The organism is Ligilactobacillus pobuzihii E100301 = KCTC 13174 (assembly GCF_000349725.1).
GTDB classification, from domain to species: Bacteria; Bacillota; Bacilli; order Lactobacillales; family Lactobacillaceae; genus Ligilactobacillus; species Ligilactobacillus pobuzihii.
Window position 1 is genome coordinate 170,844 of sequence record NZ_KB714697.1, and the last position, 17,361, is coordinate 188,204.

At 36.8% G+C, this 17,361-nt stretch carries 19 protein-coding genes; 18 read left to right on the top strand and 1 reads right to left on the bottom strand.

The genetic code is table 11. From position 1 onward, the window contains the following. The 18 genes from LACPOB_RS13090 to LACPOB_RS0107145 form a co-directional block, all read left to right on the top strand. On the top strand, window positions 1–284 hold a 284-nt coding region (locus LACPOB_RS13090; protein ID WP_017868131.1), incomplete at its 5' end, for a 6-phosphofructokinase. A 93-nt stretch (window positions 285–377) separates the two neighbouring features. Next, a complete protein-coding gene (pyk, locus tag LACPOB_RS0107065) occupies window positions 378–2,138 on the top strand; it encodes a pyruvate kinase (RefSeq protein ID WP_017868132.1) in 1,761 nt (586 codons plus the stop codon). Window positions 2,139–2,331: 193 nt separating this feature from the next. Continuing rightward, window positions 2,332–2,790: a DUF441 domain-containing protein gene (locus tag LACPOB_RS0107070; protein WP_017868133.1), complete on the top strand. Its 459-nt coding sequence runs from the start codon at window positions 2,332–2,334 to the stop codon at window positions 2,788–2,790. Window positions 2,791–2,805: 15 nt separating this feature from the next. After that, window positions 2,806–3,666, top strand: a complete 861-nt coding sequence (locus LACPOB_RS0107075; RefSeq protein WP_017868134.1) for a CvfB family protein — start codon at window positions 2,806–2,808, stop codon at window positions 3,664–3,666. Between the two features lie 20 nt (window positions 3,667–3,686). Next, entirely contained in the window at window positions 3,687–4,160 is a 474-nt protein-coding gene (locus tag LACPOB_RS0107080; protein WP_017868135.1) for a Fur family transcriptional regulator, read from the top strand. Beyond that, window positions 4,144–5,040 (top strand): site-specific tyrosine recombinase XerD, encoded by an 897-nt coding sequence (gene xerD, locus LACPOB_RS0107085; protein WP_017868136.1) that lies wholly within the window; start codon window positions 4,144–4,146, stop codon window positions 5,038–5,040. The genes LACPOB_RS0107080 and xerD overlap by 17 nt, the downstream gene beginning before the upstream one ends. A gap of 111 nt (window positions 5,041–5,151) precedes the next feature. Beyond that, window positions 5,152–5,514, top strand: a complete 363-nt coding sequence (locus LACPOB_RS0107090; protein ID WP_017868137.1) for a GNAT family N-acetyltransferase — start codon at window positions 5,152–5,154, stop codon at window positions 5,512–5,514. Next, the gene (locus LACPOB_RS0107095; RefSeq protein WP_017868138.1) at window positions 5,501–6,304 is read left to right on the top strand and encodes a segregation and condensation protein A; all 804 of its coding nucleotides are present in this window, start codon (window positions 5,501–5,503) and stop codon (window positions 6,302–6,304) included. The genes LACPOB_RS0107090 and LACPOB_RS0107095 overlap by 14 nt, the downstream gene beginning before the upstream one ends. Further along, window positions 6,279–6,890, top strand: a complete 612-nt coding sequence (scpB, locus tag LACPOB_RS0107100; protein WP_017868139.1) for an SMC-Scp complex subunit ScpB — start codon at window positions 6,279–6,281, stop codon at window positions 6,888–6,890. Before LACPOB_RS0107095 ends, scpB begins: the two co-directional genes overlap by 26 nt. Beyond that, complete coding sequence (locus LACPOB_RS0107105) at window positions 6,883–7,614, top strand: pseudouridine synthase (protein WP_017868140.1); 732 nt, start codon at window positions 6,883–6,885, stop codon at window positions 7,612–7,614. Before scpB ends, LACPOB_RS0107105 begins: the two co-directional genes overlap by 8 nt. Window positions 7,615–7,644: 30 nt before the next feature. Next, entirely contained in the window at window positions 7,645–8,688 is a 1,044-nt protein-coding gene (locus LACPOB_RS0107110) for a helix-turn-helix domain-containing protein (protein ID WP_017868141.1), read from the top strand. Continuing rightward, the gene (locus LACPOB_RS0107115; protein WP_017868142.1) at window positions 8,678–10,141 is read left to right on the top strand and encodes a RecQ family ATP-dependent DNA helicase; all 1,464 of its coding nucleotides are present in this window, start codon (window positions 8,678–8,680) and stop codon (window positions 10,139–10,141) included. Before LACPOB_RS0107110 ends, LACPOB_RS0107115 begins: the two co-directional genes overlap by 11 nt. Before the next feature lie 138 nt (window positions 10,142–10,279). Further along, on the top strand, window positions 10,280–10,918 hold the full coding sequence (locus LACPOB_RS0107120; RefSeq protein WP_017868143.1) for an SAG1386/EF1546 family surface-associated protein: 639 nt from the start codon (window positions 10,280–10,282) through the stop codon (window positions 10,916–10,918). 148 nt (window positions 10,919–11,066) lie between these two features. Further along, a complete protein-coding gene (gene cmk, locus LACPOB_RS0107125; protein ID WP_017868144.1) occupies window positions 11,067–11,744 on the top strand; it encodes a (d)CMP kinase in 678 nt (225 codons plus the stop codon). Between the two features lie 72 nt (window positions 11,745–11,816). Next, entirely contained in the window at window positions 11,817–13,010 is a 1,194-nt protein-coding gene (gene rpsA / locus LACPOB_RS0107130; RefSeq protein WP_017868145.1) for a 30S ribosomal protein S1, read from the top strand. Between the two features lie 118 nt (window positions 13,011–13,128). Further along, complete coding sequence (der, locus tag LACPOB_RS0107135; RefSeq protein WP_017868146.1) at window positions 13,129–14,439, top strand: ribosome biogenesis GTPase Der; 1,311 nt, start codon at window positions 13,129–13,131, stop codon at window positions 14,437–14,439. A gap of 224 nt (window positions 14,440–14,663) precedes the next feature. After that, window positions 14,664–14,939 carry a non-specific DNA-binding protein Hbs gene (hbs, locus tag LACPOB_RS0107140; RefSeq protein ID WP_017868147.1) on the top strand — a complete coding sequence of 92 codons (276 nt, stop codon included), beginning with the start codon at window positions 14,664–14,666 and terminating at the stop codon, window positions 14,937–14,939. Window positions 14,940–15,096: 157 nt separating this feature from the next. Next, window positions 15,097–16,356, top strand: coding sequence for a tetratricopeptide repeat protein (locus LACPOB_RS0107145; RefSeq protein ID WP_017868148.1), 1,260 nt, complete (start codon window positions 15,097–15,099; stop codon window positions 16,354–16,356). 56 nt (window positions 16,357–16,412) lie between these two features. Here LACPOB_RS0107145 and LACPOB_RS0107150 read toward each other — a convergent pair whose 3' ends face one another. Further along, window positions 16,413–17,240, bottom strand: a complete 828-nt coding sequence (locus tag LACPOB_RS0107150) for a hypothetical protein (RefSeq protein ID WP_017868149.1) — start codon at window positions 17,238–17,240, stop codon at window positions 16,413–16,415. Between the last annotated feature and the right edge of the window lie 121 nt (window positions 17,241–17,361).

Genomic DNA, 17,361 nt, shown 5'->3' on the forward strand with positions numbered 1-17,361 from the left:
CTCAGAATTTCAAGGAAGAGCTTGACCAACATGGCGACTTCGATAGTCGTGCCGTAACTTTGGCACATGTTCAACGTGGTGGTCAACCAACTGCTAAGGACCGCGTCTTTGCGACCCAGTTGGGTGATTATGCTGTGCGATTATTACTTGAGGGTAAAGGTGGCCTAGCTTTAGGTGTTCATAATAACAAGCTTATTGCTACAGAGATCATTGATACACTTGAAAACCACAAGCATCAAACCGATTTATCGCTCTTAGAGTTAAATGACCGCGTCAGATTTTAATTAACTGTAGGTAACACACTTAATCTTTTGAGTTTCTAACTATTTTTAAGTGATTTTACAATACTTTATTTTCCAAAGGAGAGGTAACTTATAATGAAAAAGACCAAGATCGTAAGTACACTTGGACCTGCTAGTTCTGATTTAGATACAATCGTTAAATTGATCGAGTCAGGAGCTAATGTTTTCCGTTTTAACTTTTCTCATGGTGACCATGAAGAACAATTAGGCAGAATGAATGTAGTTACAGAGGCCGAGAAGGTCACTGGTAAAATGGTCGGTCGTTTGTTAGATACAAAGGGTGCCGAAATCAGAACTACAGTTCAAAAAGAAGGAAAGCTTTCATTTGAGATTGGTGACGAAGTGCGGATCTCGATGGATAGTTCTGTCGAGGGTACACATGAAAAAATTGCCGTAACTTATCCAGGCTTGTATGACGATGTGCATGAAGGCGGCCATGTCTTATTTGATGATGGTTTGATCGATATGCAAATTGAAAAGAAAGACGATGAAAATAGAGAACTTGTATGTAAAGTTCTTAACAACGGTGTTTTAGGCTCTAAGAAGGGTGTTAATGCTCCTGGCGTTTCAATCAATTTACCCGGTATTACAGAAAAAGATTCCGATGACATTCGTTTTGGTTTAGACCATGAGATCAACTTCATTGCTGCATCTTTTGTGCGTAAACCACAAGATGTTTTGGATATTCGTGAACTATTAGAAGAAAAACATATGGAACACGTGCAGATCTTCCCTAAGATCGAATCTCAAGAAGGTATCGATAACTTTGATGAAGTTTTGAAAGTTTCTGATGGTTTGATGGTTGCTCGTGGTGACATGGGTGTTGAGATCCCAGTTGAAAATGTTCCATTGGTACAAAAGAGCTTGATCAAGAAATGTAATGCTGCTGGCAAACCAGTTATCACTGCTACACAAATGCTTGATTCAATGCAAGAAAATCCACGACCAACACGTGCTGAAGCTTCTGACGTTGCTAATGCTGTGTTTGATGGTACAGATGCAACTATGCTTTCAGGTGAATCTGCTAATGGTGATTATCCCGTAGAGTCAGTTGCTACAATGGCACGCATTGATGTTAAGGCAGAAAATACTTTACGTCAGCATAAGACTTTCTCTATCAATGACTTTGATAAGACAGATGTTACAGAAGCAGTTGCTCGTTCAGTTGCTGAAACAGCTGGTAATTTGAACATCAAGACGATCGTTGCAGCTACTAAATCAGGACATACTGCACGTTTGATCTCAAAATACCGTCCAGATGCAAATATTTTGGCAGTCACATTTGATGAGCGTACACGTCGTGGTTTGTCAGTTAACTGGGGTGTACATCCTGTTTTAGCTGATACACCAGCTTCGACTGATGAAATGTTCGCTTTAGCTACCGAAAAGGCAAAGGCAGAAGGTTTTGCTAAAGAGGGCGATTTGATCTTGATCACTGCAGGTGTTCCCGTTGGTGAAAAAGGGACAACTAATGTGATGAAGATTCAATTGATTGGCTCAAAGATCGTTGCAGGTCAAGGTGTTGGTGATGAAACAGTTATTGGAAAATCTGTAATTGCTAACTCAGCTCAAGAAGCAATCGACAAATCAGTTGAAGGTTGTGTACTTGTTACAAAGAATACTGATAAAGACTATCTTCCAGCTATCGAAAAGGCTTCAGCACTAGTTGTTGAAAATGGTGGCTTGACTTCACACGCTGCTGTGGTTGGTATTTCCATGGGTATTCCTGTGATTGTCGGTGCTACTGAAGCTACCGAAGCAATTTCGGAAGGTGAAGTTATTACCGTTGATTCACGTCGCGGTATTGTTTACCATGGCGCTTCTAACGCATTGTAATATAAAAATATAATAACCATAGTTATTTATGGAACAACTCAAAGCTTTTGGGCTTTGAGTTGTTTTTTCTTTTGAACTACTTTTGCCATAAAACATGTATCTATGATGCGATAAAATAAAGTCTAATTAGCTTTTTAAGCATTTATCCGTTACAATGTTTAAGAGAAGTTTTAAAGTTAGGATGGATATTTTAATGGAGAGTTGGTTATTTTTATTATTGGTTTTGGCAATAGCATTATTTGGTAAAAATATGTCATTGATCATAGCAGCGGTGACAGTGATGGTCATTAAGGCGTTACCTTTTGCAACTAAGTGGCTTCCGACGATTCAAAGTAAAGGGATCAACTGGGGAGTTACCATAATTTCAATAGCGATTTTAGTTCCGATTGCGACAGGTGAAATTAAATTTAGAGACCTAGTGAGCGTTTTTAAATCTCCGGCTGGTTGGATCGCAATTGCCTGCGGTGTCGCTGTTGCTGTGCTTTCACGCTATGGAGTTGACCAACTTTCAGCTTCACCGCAAGTCACAGTTGCTTTAGTTTTTGGAACGATTTGCGGGGTGGTTTTCTTACGTGGGGTAGCTGCTGGACCGGTTATTGCTAGTGGGATGACCTATTGCATCGTTTCGTTACTGGGTTTGAGTTTTAAATAAAGGGAAGAAGTCAATATGAAAAAAGATATTCTTGGAAGAATCGTGACTGCAGTTGTCACAGATGAGAATGAGAGAAGTATTTATTCTCAAATTGAAGGGGAAACATTCAAAACCCCAAAATCTGAATTAAAAAAATTGCCTAAAATTGGTAGTAAGTTGACCGGGTTTGCCTATGAGAACGAAAACCATCATTTGCAATTGACTAAAAATACGCCTAAAACAGGTATCGGTCGTTATGCATGGGGGCCTGTTGTATCCGTCCAACGTGACTTAGGAGTTTTTGTTGACATTGGTCTTCCCAATAAAGATATAGTTGTTTCTTTAGATGATCTACCTGAACAACATGAGATCTGGCCTAAAAAAGATGATAAGTTAATGGTAGGTTTAAAAGTGGATAAAAAAGGGCGCCTTTGGGGTGATCTAGCAACAGAAACAATGTTTCAAGGAATTAGTCAAAAGGCAGATTCTTCAATGAAAAATCAAAATGTGAAGTGTGTGGCTTACCGTTTGAAAAAGGTAGGGACCAGGGTTATAACTAAAGACTATTGTTTAGGTTTTATCCACCCTTCGCAACGAGAAGAAGAGCCACGGCTGGGTGAAGTGCTTGATGCTAGGGTGATCGGTATTCGTGATGATGGAACCCTTAATTTGTCATTGAAGCCGCGTGCTTATGAGGTAATTGGTGATGATGCGCAAATGATCCTGGCTGCTTTACAACACTCAAGTGGTGTGTTGGACTTTTCTGATAAAAGTAGTCCCGACGATATCAAAGAGTATTTTGGGATCAGTAAAGGACAATTCAAGCGTGCTTTGGGTCACTTACTCAAGGCTGGGGCAGCTAGACAAGAAAATGGTAAGATTTACTTAAACGAATAATGTCAAAGGGAGGCAGTGTAATGGATACAAAACATGAAATGTCAAAAATTCAAAATTGTATGCATAACGCAGGCTTTAAGTTGACCCCTCAGCGTCAAGCAATCGTTAAAGTTTTGCTTGAACATCACCAAGAACATTTATCTGCTGAAGAAATATATATTGAGTTACTACGAGCTTCTTTTTCTTTCGGCTTAGCAACTGTTTATCGTACATTAGACATTTTAACCGATTTAAACTTGTTGACCCGTGTTTCTTTTGAAGATGGAGTGGCTAGGTATGATTTACGAACAGAGGATAAAAATCACTTTCACCATCATCTGGTTTGTACTAGATGTGGTAAAACTGTCGAGATCCATGAGGATTTGTTGAGTGATGTCGAGCAATTAGTTTTACGAAATTATCATTTTAAAGTATCAGATCACCGTCTTACTTTTTTAGGTTTATGTCAAGATTGTCAGAATAAGCAGTTGTTGGGAGATGACCATCATCAATGAACTCGTAGTCAATTATTTGCATTTTTTAACCGTTGAACGTGGTTTATCCGCTAACACAGTAACCAGCTATCGTAATGATTTAGATCAGTTTGTAAAATACTTAAAAAAGCAAAATTTCGATAAATTTTCGGAAGTCACACGTCAGGATATTACAGCATATTTGCAAGAAGAAACTGCACGAAAAAAGGCAAATTCATCTATCGTTCGGAGTGTAACAAGCTTAAGACGCTTTTTTTCATACTTGATACATGAAAAAAAAATCACCACTGATCCGATGAATTTAATCGATACTCCAAAACAAGAGAAACACTTACCAGAAGTTCTTTCACGACATGAAGTCGAACAATTATTGGAAACTCCAAATGTTGGGGAACCATTAGGTCTGAGGGATCGTGCAATCTTGGAGTTAATGTATGCGACTGGATTAAGGGTCAGTGAGGTCATTAATTTAAAATTAGCTGACCTTCATTTACCGGTAGGTTTGCTTAAGACGATCGGGAAAGGACAAAAAGAACGGATCGTTCCGATTGGCGACACGGCCGCTTATTGGATCGATGAATATTTAGAACACGGGCGAGTTAAACTATTAAAAGAAAAACGTTCCGATTTTTTGTTTTTAAATTTTCATGGTAATCAACTAACACGCCAAGGTATCTGGAAAAACCTTAAGATTCAGGTGCAAAAAGCAGGGATCACTAAAAATATTACGCCACATACTTTACGTCATTCATTTGCAACGCATATCCTAGAAAATGGTGCAGATCTGAGGATCGTACAAGAATTACTGGGGCATGCAGATATCTCAACTACACAAATTTATACCCATTTATCTAAACGTAGATTAAGTGAAATTTATGATAAAACACATCCTCGTGCGTAAAAGATCCATGTATAAAGATTTAGGCTTTTTATAGATAAATTTTTCGAAATTTGTTTTACAACTTTAATTGTGATATTGTTGCATATAATGCTAGAACCACGGGGGAGTTAAATGCTTTATAAATATAAAAATGACTATAAAAAAATTGCAATGGGGTTACTGTCTTTTATTCCCAATTTAAAAGAAGTTTCACGACTTTTAACAGAGATCGAATGGTATGAAGCCCAAGATGACCGTTGCTTGTTTTTATGGAAAAACGATGATGGAGATTTTTGTGGAATTATTGGAGCAGAGATCGATGATGCGATCGTAATGGTTCGTCATGTTGCCGTTTCACCACAATATCGTAAGGAAGGCGTTTCTTTTGAGATGTTTACCTCCCTTGCTCAACGTTATCCTGATCATAAAATGATGGGTAGCTTTGAAGTAGCTCCATTGCTAACTAAGTGGGAAAAAAACCATGGACAAGAATAAGGGAACACAAATGCATACTTTTGATGATTTAACTTTTAAAATTGATAATTTTGAAGGCCCACTTGATTTGTTATTGCATTTAATAAAGAAAAATGAAATGGATATCTATGATATTCCAATGACTAAAATAACTTCTCAGTATATTGACTATCTCCATCGAATGAAAAAAATGGAGTTAGATATCGCTGGGGAGTATTTTGTTACGGCTGCAATGTTGTTGAATATCAAAAGTCGCATGCTTTTACCTACACAGCAGACTGGAGACAATTCAGATGAAACTACGGAAGATTTAGACGAAGATCCCCGTGATTCCTTAGTACAACAATTATTAACGCATCAATTATATCAAAAAGCTGCTGAACAATTGCAGAGCAAATTTGCTGAACGTTCACAACACTTTGAGCGAGAACCAGCGTTAGTACCTGCTGAAGCACAGCTAGGTAAATTAGTTGCCGATACAATGGATGTTTCTCAGTTAGAAAAAGCGTTTAAAAAAGTTTTGCTACGGCAAAAAAAACAAGCACCGATTCAAAGAAGTGTTACAAATGATAAGTATACTATTAAAGAAGAAATGACTCGTTTAGAACAAAAAGTTAACGGAGCACAAGGGCCTGTACAGTTTGATTCACTATTTTCAGCTGAATTTGAAATCGAGTTATACGTAACAACCTTTGTGGCTTTGTTGGAATTGGTGAAAAAGGGACACATCAAAATGTTTCAGTCCGATAATTTTAAAAAAATTGAAATGATAAGTGGTGATAAGGATGCTTTCAAATCAAGCAAAAATTGAAAGCTTGGTTTTTATTAGCGGTAACGACGGGATCACTGTGACAGACCTTGCTCAATTATGTGGCATTATGAAGCCTGCTGTTATAGCACAATTAAAACAATTGCAAAAAAAGTATAGCAGTGATAAGTCTTGTAGTTTTGAGCTGATGCAGACTGGCGATCATTTTAAGCTGACGACGAAAAAGGCTTTTGCTTCGTTAGTTAAAAATTACTTTGAATCACCAACGATGACCACTTTATCAGCTCAAGCATTAGAAACTTTGGCAATTATTGCATATCGTCAACCGATAACTCGGATCGAGATCGATGAAATACGCGGAGTCCAATCTAGTGGAATGTTACAGAAATTAACGGCATTTGATTTAGTTTCTGAACAAGGCAGGTCAAACGCGCCTGGTAGGCCGATCTTGTACCAAACAACAGAAGAATTCTTGAATTATTTTGGGTTAACAAGTATAGAACAACTTCCCACAATAAACCAAGATCAACAAAAAGAACCAGGATTTGGTGCTGACAGTTTAATGGGTTTATTCGAAAAAGCTGTTGCAACTGATGAGGGGCAAAAAAAGGAAGAAAATAATGAGTGAAAGATTACAAAAAATGATGGCTAATTTTGGTGTTGCTTCCAGACGAGCTAGTGAGAAAATGATCACCGCCGGAAGAGTCCGTGTTAATGGAAAGAAAGTCACAGAATTAGGCGTAAAAGTTAATGGCGAAGACGCGGTTGAAGTCGATGGTCATTTATTAACACAAAGTGATTCGAAAGTCTATTTTATATTGTATAAGCCTCGTGGGGTAATTTCAGCGGTTAAAGATGACAAGAATAGAAAGGTCGTCACTGACTATTTTACGGATGTTTCGCAAAGGATCTATCCTGTCGGCCGTTTGGATTATGACACATCTGGTTTAGTTTTAATGACAAATGACGGGCAACTAGCAAATAAGCTAATGCATCCTAAATATCATGTGAATAAGACATATGTGGCAAAGGTTAAAGGTATCCCTGAAAACAAAGAACTTGAACAATTGCGTCATGGTGTTCAATTAGATAAAAAACACAAAAGTTCACCTGCCAAAGCTAAAGTACTCTCGATCGACAAGAAAAAAGAAACTGCCATAGTTTCGTTAACTATTCATGAAGGCCGTTATCATCAAGTAAAAAAAATGCTAGAAGGGGTGGGACATCCAGTTCAAAAATTAAAGCGAGAAACTTATGGATTTTTGAATTTAGATGGTTTAACTTCAGGTGATTTTCGTGAATTAACAAATCAAGAGATCGCTGCTTTGAAAAAAATGGTGGAAAAAAGTTAATAATAATAGTTAACTATTGGGGGCTTTAGCATGACAGAAATCAAAGCCGAAAACTGGCTGCTGTTTTTTTCTGCAGAGCAAGCAAGACGTCCTGCAGTAATTCGACAAATTTTGACAAAAAGGTTGTCAAATTCAGCATTATTTTGGGGTATGCGTTACCAGATCCTAGACTATATCAACGTTTATCCGCAATTAGATACTCAATATTATGACTATCAGATAGATTTTTTATGCCAACAAAAAAAATTAAAACGCAACAAGGACGGTTTAGTATCTTTAACTCAACTAGGTATCGCCAATAAGAACAAACTTAAAGAAAATCGACAGCTTGCTTGCCCTCAACTCTTTAGTATTTATCGCGTTTCTGATTTAGTGTGGATGATTCGATTGCTGATTCAAGTTGCTTCAGAAGCTAGCTGGGAAAACAAACGATATTATGTTGCAGTTGATAACTTTGAATGCCAGATGGTTGTTAAAAGATGGTTGAAAAAGTATGGCATGCATGCTTTGCAAGATAGTCTTTTACATGATTTAACTGAATTTTTAGGCAATGAAGATCAATTGGATGCTTGGATTTTTTGTGCTCAGTTTATCGGGCACAATACGATTCCCCTTACAGTTCAACAAATATCAACTCTAACTGGGTTAACGCTGACTGAGATCGAAGTTGTTTCATTAGATCTAACTAGTCGCTTTGCTTTACACATAGTAGAAAGTAGATCGACCTTGACTAGTATTATTCAACATTTTAGAAGCCAGAATTCGTTGTATGAGAAAAGCAATGCTGCTTTAGCATTAGTTAAGCAGGGAAATAAGATCATAGATATCGCACAGCAAAAAAGATTAAAAGAAAGTACTATACGCGAACATATTTTAAATGCTGCTATCTTTAACATCGATTTTCCGTTCTTCTTATTTTTAAATGCAGAAGAGGAGAACCGATTGTTACAGCTGTTGCCTGATGATATCGATAAATGGCAGTACAAAATGGTTGAATCAGAACAAGAGGAATTGTCATTTTTCAAATATAGGTTATTTGCTATCAAGAGGAGTCGGGAAACACTTGAATATTGAGGAAAAAATGTATGATTATCTAAAAAAGACATTTGGTTTTACTGATTTTAAAGCTGGCCAAAAAGAAGTTATTCAAAATTTGCTGATTGGCCATTCAACTGTTGCGATCTTACCAACTGGCACAGGAAAATCGTTATGTTATCAATTCTATGGAAAATATACGCAACAAACAGTGCTGATCATTTCCCCACTACTTTCATTGATGCAAGATCAAGTTGAACAGTTGCGGCTTAATGGCGAAAAACGTGTCGTTGCGATCAATTCAAATTTAAAATTTCAAGAAAAAAAGCACGTTTTGCAAAACCTTGCTCACTTTTCCTTCATTTATTTAGCGCCGGAAATGCTGCGTAACGAAGATGTTTTACGTGCTATATCTAGCATACATATTGGTTTATTGGTGATCGATGAAGCTCATTGTATTTCGGCGTGGGGACCAGATTTTCGGCCTGATTATCTTAACCTAGGGCAAGTTAGAAGTCAGTTAAATGATCCGCTAACATTGGCTGTAACAGCAACAGCTACTGACCGAGTGTTAAAAGATATGTTATCTTCATTGAATTTATCGGAAAACACTAAAGTGATCAGACATTCGGTCGACAGGCCTAATATTTATTTAGCTAGTCAAAAAACAGTAGATGAAAAAGATAAAGATAATTATTTGATAGATTTTGCACAACGTTTACCTGCTCCGGGGCTCGTTTATTTTTCTAGTAAAAAGCAATGTGATAAGGTCGGAGAGCTTTTGCAGCAAAAGACAGGTTTACGTGTTGCCTCATACCACGCGGGATTATCTTTCAGTGAACGCTATGCTGTTCAACAACAGTTTTTAAATGGACAACTTGATGTGATCTGTGCGACTTCTGCTTTTGGGATGGGTATCAATAAACAAGATATTCGATATGTGATCCATTACCATATGCCACAAGATCTGGAAAGTTATGTACAAGAGATCGGGCGTGCTGGTCGTGATAGTAAACAGAGTATTGCTATTGTTTTGTTTAGTGAAAGTGACCAGTTTTTACAACGACGATTAGCTTTACGTTCACTTCCAAGTTCCGATGAATTGGAAATATATCAACGTGATCCAGAAATATTGAAAAATGCAAGTCAAGAAAATGAGAGTGCAGAATTGGTGATACGTTATCGGCAAATGGGGGTTGCATTTGCAAAAATGAATCAGATATTTGCTCAACGACGTCTAGAAAAGCTACACGCGATTCAACAAATGGTGGACTATGTTTCTTTTAGTGAATGTAAGCGTAACTTTATTTTAAAGTATTTTGACGAAGTGAACTTTGTTAAACATGGGAAATGTTGTTGTCAAATAGGCGGACAAAATATCGATATTGAATCACTTTTTAAACAAATAAAAGCACTTAAGCCTGAGCAAAAGCAAGAAATGCCTGCATCATACCAGGAAATTTTACAGAAACTATTTAAGGTTTCTTGGTGATCAGCAAAAAATCCAAGAGCTGATTGAAGTGTTTTATATCTTTAAGCTCGATAATTTACTATTTTGACATTGATTTTCTTTTTTAAAAAAAATAACTATGGTAAAATACTTATGAGTTAGTTTAAGGAGGTGTGATTCATGAGTAAGAAAAGTGACCAACATACTAAAAAACCTTGGGAAAGTACTTTTGAGGATGAAAAGGATAGTAACGGCAATTATTCGCGTTCAGCTACGCGCCGGAACAATAAAAGCAACACAGTTTTAACCAGTTCTTTGTTGGTTATTTTTTTGATTATCATTATTGGAACCATCGCACTTTATTTTATTTCACAAAAGACATCGTCTAATAAAACCTTAAATAGTGATGATCAGGTAGAAGTAATTTCTTCCTCTAATAAAAAAGAAAAAGCTGCAAAAAAGAAATCTTCTGAAGATGAAGCGGCTAAGAAAAGTTCTAAAACAGCTGCTGCCAAAGCAAGTAGCAAAGAAAACGAAGAACAAAATGAGTCTAAAAATAAAGCATCATCGTCTCAACAAAATACTTCACAGTCAGAACAGGCGCAGTCAAGTGGACAACAAGAGTCAGCAAGTTCACAAGAAAAAAGTAGTTCTGAACAGTCATCTGACGATCAAACATATGTAACTGTCGATGCTGGACAAGGTTTATATCGTGTTGCAGCGAATAACGGTCTTTCAGTTGACGAGCTTGTTCAACTTAATCCAGGATTAAGTGCAGGTTCCACGATCAACCCGGGACAAAGGATACGCATTAAGTAATAAGCAATAATACGGAGGGCGCTCAAGTTTTGATTGTCCTCTATTTATTTGCTTATACTAAAGAGAAAAAAATAATTAAAGCAAATTTTTAATTTTGGAGCATACTTGACCAACTATTAATTTTTAGCTAAAAACTTTGGAGGAAAATATGTCAACAAAAATGCAAATTGCAATCGACGGTCCTGCTTCGGCAGGCAAAAGTACTGTTGCTAAATTAGTTGCAAAAAGATTAAATTATATCTATTGTGATACTGGTGCTATGTATCGAGCTGTTACTTATGCTGCATTAAAACAGGGGATAGCGTTAGATAATGACAAGGTATTGGCAGAGATGCTGAATTCCTTTGAATTAAAATTCGTGCCTGCTGACCCAGAGCAATTGGTTATTGTTAATGGTGAAGATGTTACTAAAAAGATCCGCTTACCTGAAGTTACAAATCAGGTGTCATTGGTTTCAGCACAACCAAGTGTACGTAAGGAAATGACTCACCGTCAGCAAGATATTGCCGCCGCTGGTGCAATTGTGATGGATGGTCGTGATATTGGTACCACAGTTTTGCCACAAGCTGAGGTAAAAATTTTCTTAGTGGCGAGTGTGCATGAACGTGCTGTCCGTCGTTATAAAGAAAATGTATCAAAAGGCATAGAAACTTCAATGGCAACGTTAGAAGATGAAATAAAAACTAGGGATTATAAAGATTCACACCGTGAAATTTCACCTTTGACACAGGCTAGTGATGCCATTTTACTGGATACAACATCACTAAATATTACAGAGGTAGTCGAAAAAATACTTGAATTTATTGAAGAATACGAAAAAAATTAAAATTAACTGGAATTTTTAGGTAAAATCAGTTAAGATATACCTTAGAGTTAGTCGTTAAGGAGGACTTAGTCCATGAGTGAATCAGAAAACAAGGATTTATTAGAAGCGTTAAACAGTGTTAAACCTGTAAAAATCGGTGATGTCGTTAAAGGTGAAGTCTTGGCATTAGACGATTCAAAACAAGTTATTGTCGGTATTGAAGGCACAGGTGTCGAGGGTGTCGTTCCTGCTCGTGAATTGAGCATGAAAGCCGAAGAAATCGATGATCAAGTTAAAGTTGGTGATAACCTTGACTTAGTAGTCATTTCAAAAATCGGTTCTGACAAAGAAGGCGGCAGTTTCTTATTGTCTCAACGCAGACTTGAAGCGCGCAAAGTTTGGGATGAAATTGAACAAAAATTTGAAGCTGGTGAGAATATCACAGCTCCTGTCACTCAAGTTGTTAAAGGTGGCTTGGTAGTTGACGCAGGTGTCCGTGGCTTTATTCCCGCATCCATGGTTTCTGATCACTTTGTGGAAGATTTAAGTCAATTCAAGGGACAAGAACTTGAACTTAAAATTATTGAGATCGAACCTAGTGAAAATCGTTTGATTCTTTCCCATAAAGAAATTGCACGTGCGCAACGTGAAGAAAAACGTCAAGAAATTATGAGTAAACTAGCAGCAGGTGATGTTGTTGAAGGTAAAGTTGCTCGTTTAACAAACTTTGGTGCTTTTGTTGACTTGGGTGGCGTTGATGGTTTGGTACATGTTTCAGAAATTTCTTATGAACGTGTTGGTAAACCATCTGATGTTCTTAAAGTTGGCGAAGATGTTAAAGTTAAGGTCCTTTCTGTTGATCCTGATAGAGATCGTATCTCATTGTCGATCAAACAAACATTACCACAACCTTGGGATGATATTAACGAAAAGGTTGCCGAAGGTGATGTTATTGAAGGAACCGTTAAGCGTTTGACGAGTTTTGGTGCCTTTGTTGAAGTCTTCCCTGGTGTTGAAGGTTTGGTTCATATTTCACAAATTTCACATAAGCATATTGCGACACCAAACGAAGTGTTGACTTCTGGTGAAACTGTTAAAGCTAAGGTTTTAAGTGTTGATGGTGAACGTCATCGTTTAGCATTGTCGATCAAGGCTTTGCAAGACAAACCGGCTGCAGAACCTAAGCCTGAGAAAAAACAATCGCACAAAAATGATTCCAACGATTTCCCTGATGAAGAAACAGGTTTCACATTAGGCGATATTATTGGTGACGATTTAAACAAATAAATTAAACCTAATTTGATATTTAATGCCAGTCCATGTATTCTGTTCTTGGACTGGTTTTTTGATTGTTGGTTTTGTTGAGATAGAAGAAATATTATGAATTTGAAAGAGGGGATATAATATGTCTAATCCAGTAGTTGCTTTTGTTGGCCGACCGAATGTTGGCAAGTCCACTATTTTTAACAGAGTAGCTGGAGAGCGGATCTCTATCGTCGAAGACACGCCTGGAGTTACGCGAGATCGAATATATGCTCATAGTGAATGGCTTGGTCAAAATTTCGATATCATAGATACTGGTGGAATTGAAATCAGCAGCGAGCCATTGATCACACAAATTACTGAACAAGCTAAAATTGCGATCGATGAAGCCGATGTGATCGTTGCGATCGTAAGTGTGCAAGAGGGGATCACAGATGCTGATGAACAAGTTGCACAAATTTTGTACCGCTCAGATAAACCGGTTATTTTAGCTGTTAATAAAGTTGATAATCCGGAGGCACGAGCAGAGATATACGACTTCTATTCTTTAGGTCTAGGCGATCCAGTGCCTGTTTCTGGTACTCATGGTATCGGAACTGGTGACTTGCTAGACAAGATTTGTCAGGCATTTCCTGATGATACTAAAAATGATGAGGATGATTCGATCAAGTTTAGTTTTATTGGTCGACCAAATGTAGGTAAGTCAAGCTTAGTAAATGCGATCTTAGGTGAAAATCGAGTGATCGTTTCAGGGATCGAAGGAACGACACGTGATGCAATCGATACTAAATTTTCTACAAAGAACGAGACTGAATTCACTATGATAGATACGGCTGGTATCCGTAAACGTGGTAAAATTTATGAAAATACTGAAAAATATTCAGTTTTACGCGCAATGCGAGCAATTGATCGAAGTGATGTGGTTTGTGTTGTCTTAAATGCTGAAGAAGGTATTAGAGAGCAGGATAAGCATGTAGCTGGTTATGCGCACGAAGCTGGACGTGGTGTTATTATCGTAGTCAATAAATGGGATGCACTAAAAAAGGGAAATCATTCAATGCAACAATTTGAAGCTTTTGTTCGTGACGAGTTTCAATATTTGAGTTATGCACCGATTGTTTTTGTTTCTGCTAAGACACATCAACGACTAAGTACAATTCCTCAATTAGTACAAAGAGTTTATAATAATCATAAGCAAAGAGTTTCGTCATCTGTGCTAAATGATGTGTTGATGGATGCTATTGCACATAATCCAACACCAACTGAAAATGGTAAACGGCTACGTATTTATTACGGAACACAGGTTGCTGTTCAACCGCCAACTTTTGTATTTTTTGTTAATGATCCAGATCTAATGCATTTTTCTTATGAAAGATTCTTGGAAAACCAAATTCGTGATGCATTTGACTTTACAGGAACACCATTAAGAATCATTGAAAGACGTAGAAAATAGGCAAAGTAAGGCTTTTCATTAGAATATTTTAATATATATGCCTTTTTGACAAAAAAATTGCAAAATAAAGCCAAAAACCTTGTTATATTAGGCTTCATGTGCTATCTTATTACTTGAGCAATGATTTGTTAGTCATTGTTTCATGTTTTTGGTGAACAACCAATTACTTAGAATAGATATAAAGATTATTTTATATCTGAGATCTAGTTCAGGAGGTGAAACACATGGCAAACAAAGCACAATTGATCGAAACTGTTGCAGAAAAAACAGGTTTGACAAAGAAGGACGCAACTGTTGCAGTTGATGCTGTTTTCGGTTCAATCCAAGATTTCTTAAAGGATGGCGAAAAGGTTCAACTTATCGGTTTTGGTAACTTTGAGGTACGCGAACGCGCTGCTCGTAAAGGCCGCAACCCACAAACAGGTGCAGAAATTCAAATTCCTGCAAGCAAAGTCCCTGCATTTAAGCCAGGCAAAGCTCTGAAGGATGTTGTTAAATAAAACAACTGCATTGAAACGGATCAGGTAAGAAACTTCTTATCCTGGTCCTTTTTTAATTAGGCAAACATTTAAAATGAGCTGTAGTCCCCATAGTTGATAAAATACTGCTAGAATGATATATATTATTAGATCAATTAAGAAGTAAAGGAGCACTGTTATGAGTTATTCAGAAGATACGTTGTCTAATCTAGAATTAGGACAGATCAATGAGGCAAAAAAACAATTTGCTTGGGCATTGCGTAAAGATGACGACGATGTTTTATTTAGTTTAGCAGAAGAACTATATTCATTAGGATTTTCTTCGATGTCCAAAAGGACATATAAGTTACTCTTGGACCGTTATCCCAAAGAAGATGAATTACGTACTGCTTTAGCAGATATCGCAATCAGTGAAGGTGAAGACGATCAAGCACTGGAGTATTTAACTGAGATTGCTCCTTCTTCTCCAGCATACATTGAAGCTTTGCTAGTAGAAGCTGATTTGTATCAGACTCAGGGCTTGTTTGAAGTCAGCGAGCAAAAATTGTTAACTGCTTTACAATTAGCTCCGGATGAAGAAGTAATTCAGTTTGCATTAGCCGAGTTATACTTTAGTATTAAAGAATACCGTAAGGCATTGAATTATTATCTAGGTTTGATCAAACAGGGGATACAGTCTTATTCTCGCGTTAATATTGTAGGTAGGTTAGGTGTTTGTTATGCAGAAATTGGAAAATTTGAACAAGCTTTAGGTTATTTGGAGCAGATCCACGAAGAAGATCTAGAATCAGATACTCGTTTCCAGCTAGCCGTAACACAATATGAGTTACATCATGAAGATGATGCTTTACGTAATTTCAATAAGTTAAAAGAAACTGACCCTGATTATGCGACAATTTATCCCTATATTGCTAAGATCTATGAAAACAAAGGCCAGTTTGCAGATGCATTACTGACACTACAAGACGGTTTAACTATCGATCAATATAATATTTCCCTTTATCAAAATGCTAGCCGAATGGCACATAAATTAGGACAAGATGAAACTGCTGAAAAATATTTACGTACCGCTCTAAAACAGGATCCTGATAACCTAACTTTAGTGATCGATTTAAGTAATTTGCTTGTTTTTTTAAAACGTCACTCAGACAATTTAGACTTGATTCAATTTTATCAAAAGCAAGATCAATCTGATGCACGATTGTTATGGAACCAAGGTCGTTCTTTTGCCGCCATAGATAATTATTCTGATGCGCTTGATGACTATGAAGCAGCATTTCAAGAATTAAGCAATTCACCAGATTTTTTATCTGACGCTGCTGTTTTTTTCCGCAATGCTGGTAAAAGAAAAGAAGCAAGAGATTGTGCACAGAAATTTTTAGCAATTTATCCTAATGACCCCGATATGAATTTGTTTTGGGATGAAATTCAAGATTAAACAAAAACCAAAGGACGCTTTTATTCATAGAATAGCTGTACCTTTGTTTTTTTATGTTATAAATTTTTTACAGAGAGGTTGCGGTAATAATTTAGTGAGGCCTGATCAAGTCGTAGAATTGCACATAGTTGTCCGTCAGTTTTTTCTTGATATTCATTCAGATAAGCTTCGATTGCTGCTTGACGTAAGCGACGAGGAGAAAGGGGTAATTGACAATACGTTTGATCTTTTTTTAATATTTTATGCAGACCAGCGACAGATAAGCGTGGCTCAGAAAGGTCAAGACGAGCTTTTAAAAATAAATCTGAGCATTGCTGCATTTGTTGCTTCGGTCGTTCTTCTTGAAGAAATGTAGTTATGAACCGTTGTTCATTTTTTGACCAATCCAAACGTTCCAAAAGCTGATGGAATCCTGGCGTTACAATTTCTGTGATCGTATAAAAATGTGCTAATAAAAGTAAAACCATTTTGGTATAATTTGATAAATTTGAACTAATTAAATAGGAAGGCAAGTCTTTTTGCCAGCCATAAATGTCAACTAATTCTTTTTGTGGTCTTTCAAGACCTTGTAATGAAATAGTAGGTAAAGCGGATGATAATTTAAATTTGAATAAAAATTTAAAATAAGTATTCAAGTGCGTTAATACCTTATTGTAAGTCGTATTTTTTATATTTCTTTTTGTCTGGAGCATAATTAAATATTCAACAATATCTGATTCTTCTAAATTTGACAAATCAGCACTCTGGCGATAATTATCATTGAAATTACGTAAATAAATAAACAGATCATTAACATCATGACAAGTATCACTTTCGGTGACTTTGATAACTAATTTGTCATTTTGCAAGAAACGTCTAAATCGTTTTTCATAAGGAAAACTCATTCTTTCACATTCCTTTCATCAAGTTAAAGTAACAAGTTACTTTAACTATAGCAAAATTCAAACAACCAAACAACAAGAAGTACCTGATCTGTTACTATTATTTTAGTAGCAGATTTGCTAG

Bases quoted from the DNA above. Each gene is read 5' to 3' on its own strand.
- pyk (WP_017868132.1), top strand. From the start codon at position 378: ATGAAAAAGACCAAGATCGTAAGTACACTTGGACCTGCTAGTTCTGAT.
- LACPOB_RS0107070 (WP_017868133.1), top strand. From the start codon at position 2,332: ATGGAGAGTTGGTTATTTTTATTATTGGTTTTGGCAATAGCATTATTT.
- LACPOB_RS0107075 (WP_017868134.1), top strand. From the start codon at position 2,806: ATGAAAAAAGATATTCTTGGAAGAATCGTGACTGCAGTTGTCACAGAT.
- LACPOB_RS0107080 (WP_017868135.1), top strand. From the start codon at position 3,687: ATGGATACAAAACATGAAATGTCAAAAATTCAAAATTGTATGCATAAC.
- xerD (WP_017868136.1), top strand. From the start codon at position 4,144: ATGACCATCATCAATGAACTCGTAGTCAATTATTTGCATTTTTTAACC.
- LACPOB_RS0107090 (WP_017868137.1), top strand. From the start codon at position 5,152: ATGCTTTATAAATATAAAAATGACTATAAAAAAATTGCAATGGGGTTA.
- LACPOB_RS0107095 (WP_017868138.1), top strand. From the start codon at position 5,501: ATGGACAAGAATAAGGGAACACAAATGCATACTTTTGATGATTTAACT.
- scpB (WP_017868139.1), top strand. From the start codon at position 6,279: ATGCTTTCAAATCAAGCAAAAATTGAAAGCTTGGTTTTTATTAGCGGT.
- LACPOB_RS0107105 (WP_017868140.1), top strand. From the start codon at position 6,883: ATGAGTGAAAGATTACAAAAAATGATGGCTAATTTTGGTGTTGCTTCC.
- LACPOB_RS0107110 (WP_017868141.1), top strand. From the start codon at position 7,645: ATGACAGAAATCAAAGCCGAAAACTGGCTGCTGTTTTTTTCTGCAGAG.
- LACPOB_RS0107120 (WP_017868143.1), top strand. From the start codon at position 10,280: ATGAGTAAGAAAAGTGACCAACATACTAAAAAACCTTGGGAAAGTACT.
- cmk (WP_017868144.1), top strand. From the start codon at position 11,067: ATGTCAACAAAAATGCAAATTGCAATCGACGGTCCTGCTTCGGCAGGC.
- rpsA (WP_017868145.1), top strand. From the start codon at position 11,817: ATGAGTGAATCAGAAAACAAGGATTTATTAGAAGCGTTAAACAGTGTT.
- der (WP_017868146.1), top strand. From the start codon at position 13,129: ATGTCTAATCCAGTAGTTGCTTTTGTTGGCCGACCGAATGTTGGCAAG.
- hbs (WP_017868147.1), top strand. From the start codon at position 14,664: ATGGCAAACAAAGCACAATTGATCGAAACTGTTGCAGAAAAAACAGGT.
- LACPOB_RS0107145 (WP_017868148.1), top strand. From the start codon at position 15,097: ATGAGTTATTCAGAAGATACGTTGTCTAATCTAGAATTAGGACAGATC.
- LACPOB_RS0107150 (WP_017868149.1), bottom strand. From the start codon at position 17,240: ATGAGTTTTCCTTATGAAAAACGATTTAGACGTTTCTTGCAAAATGAC.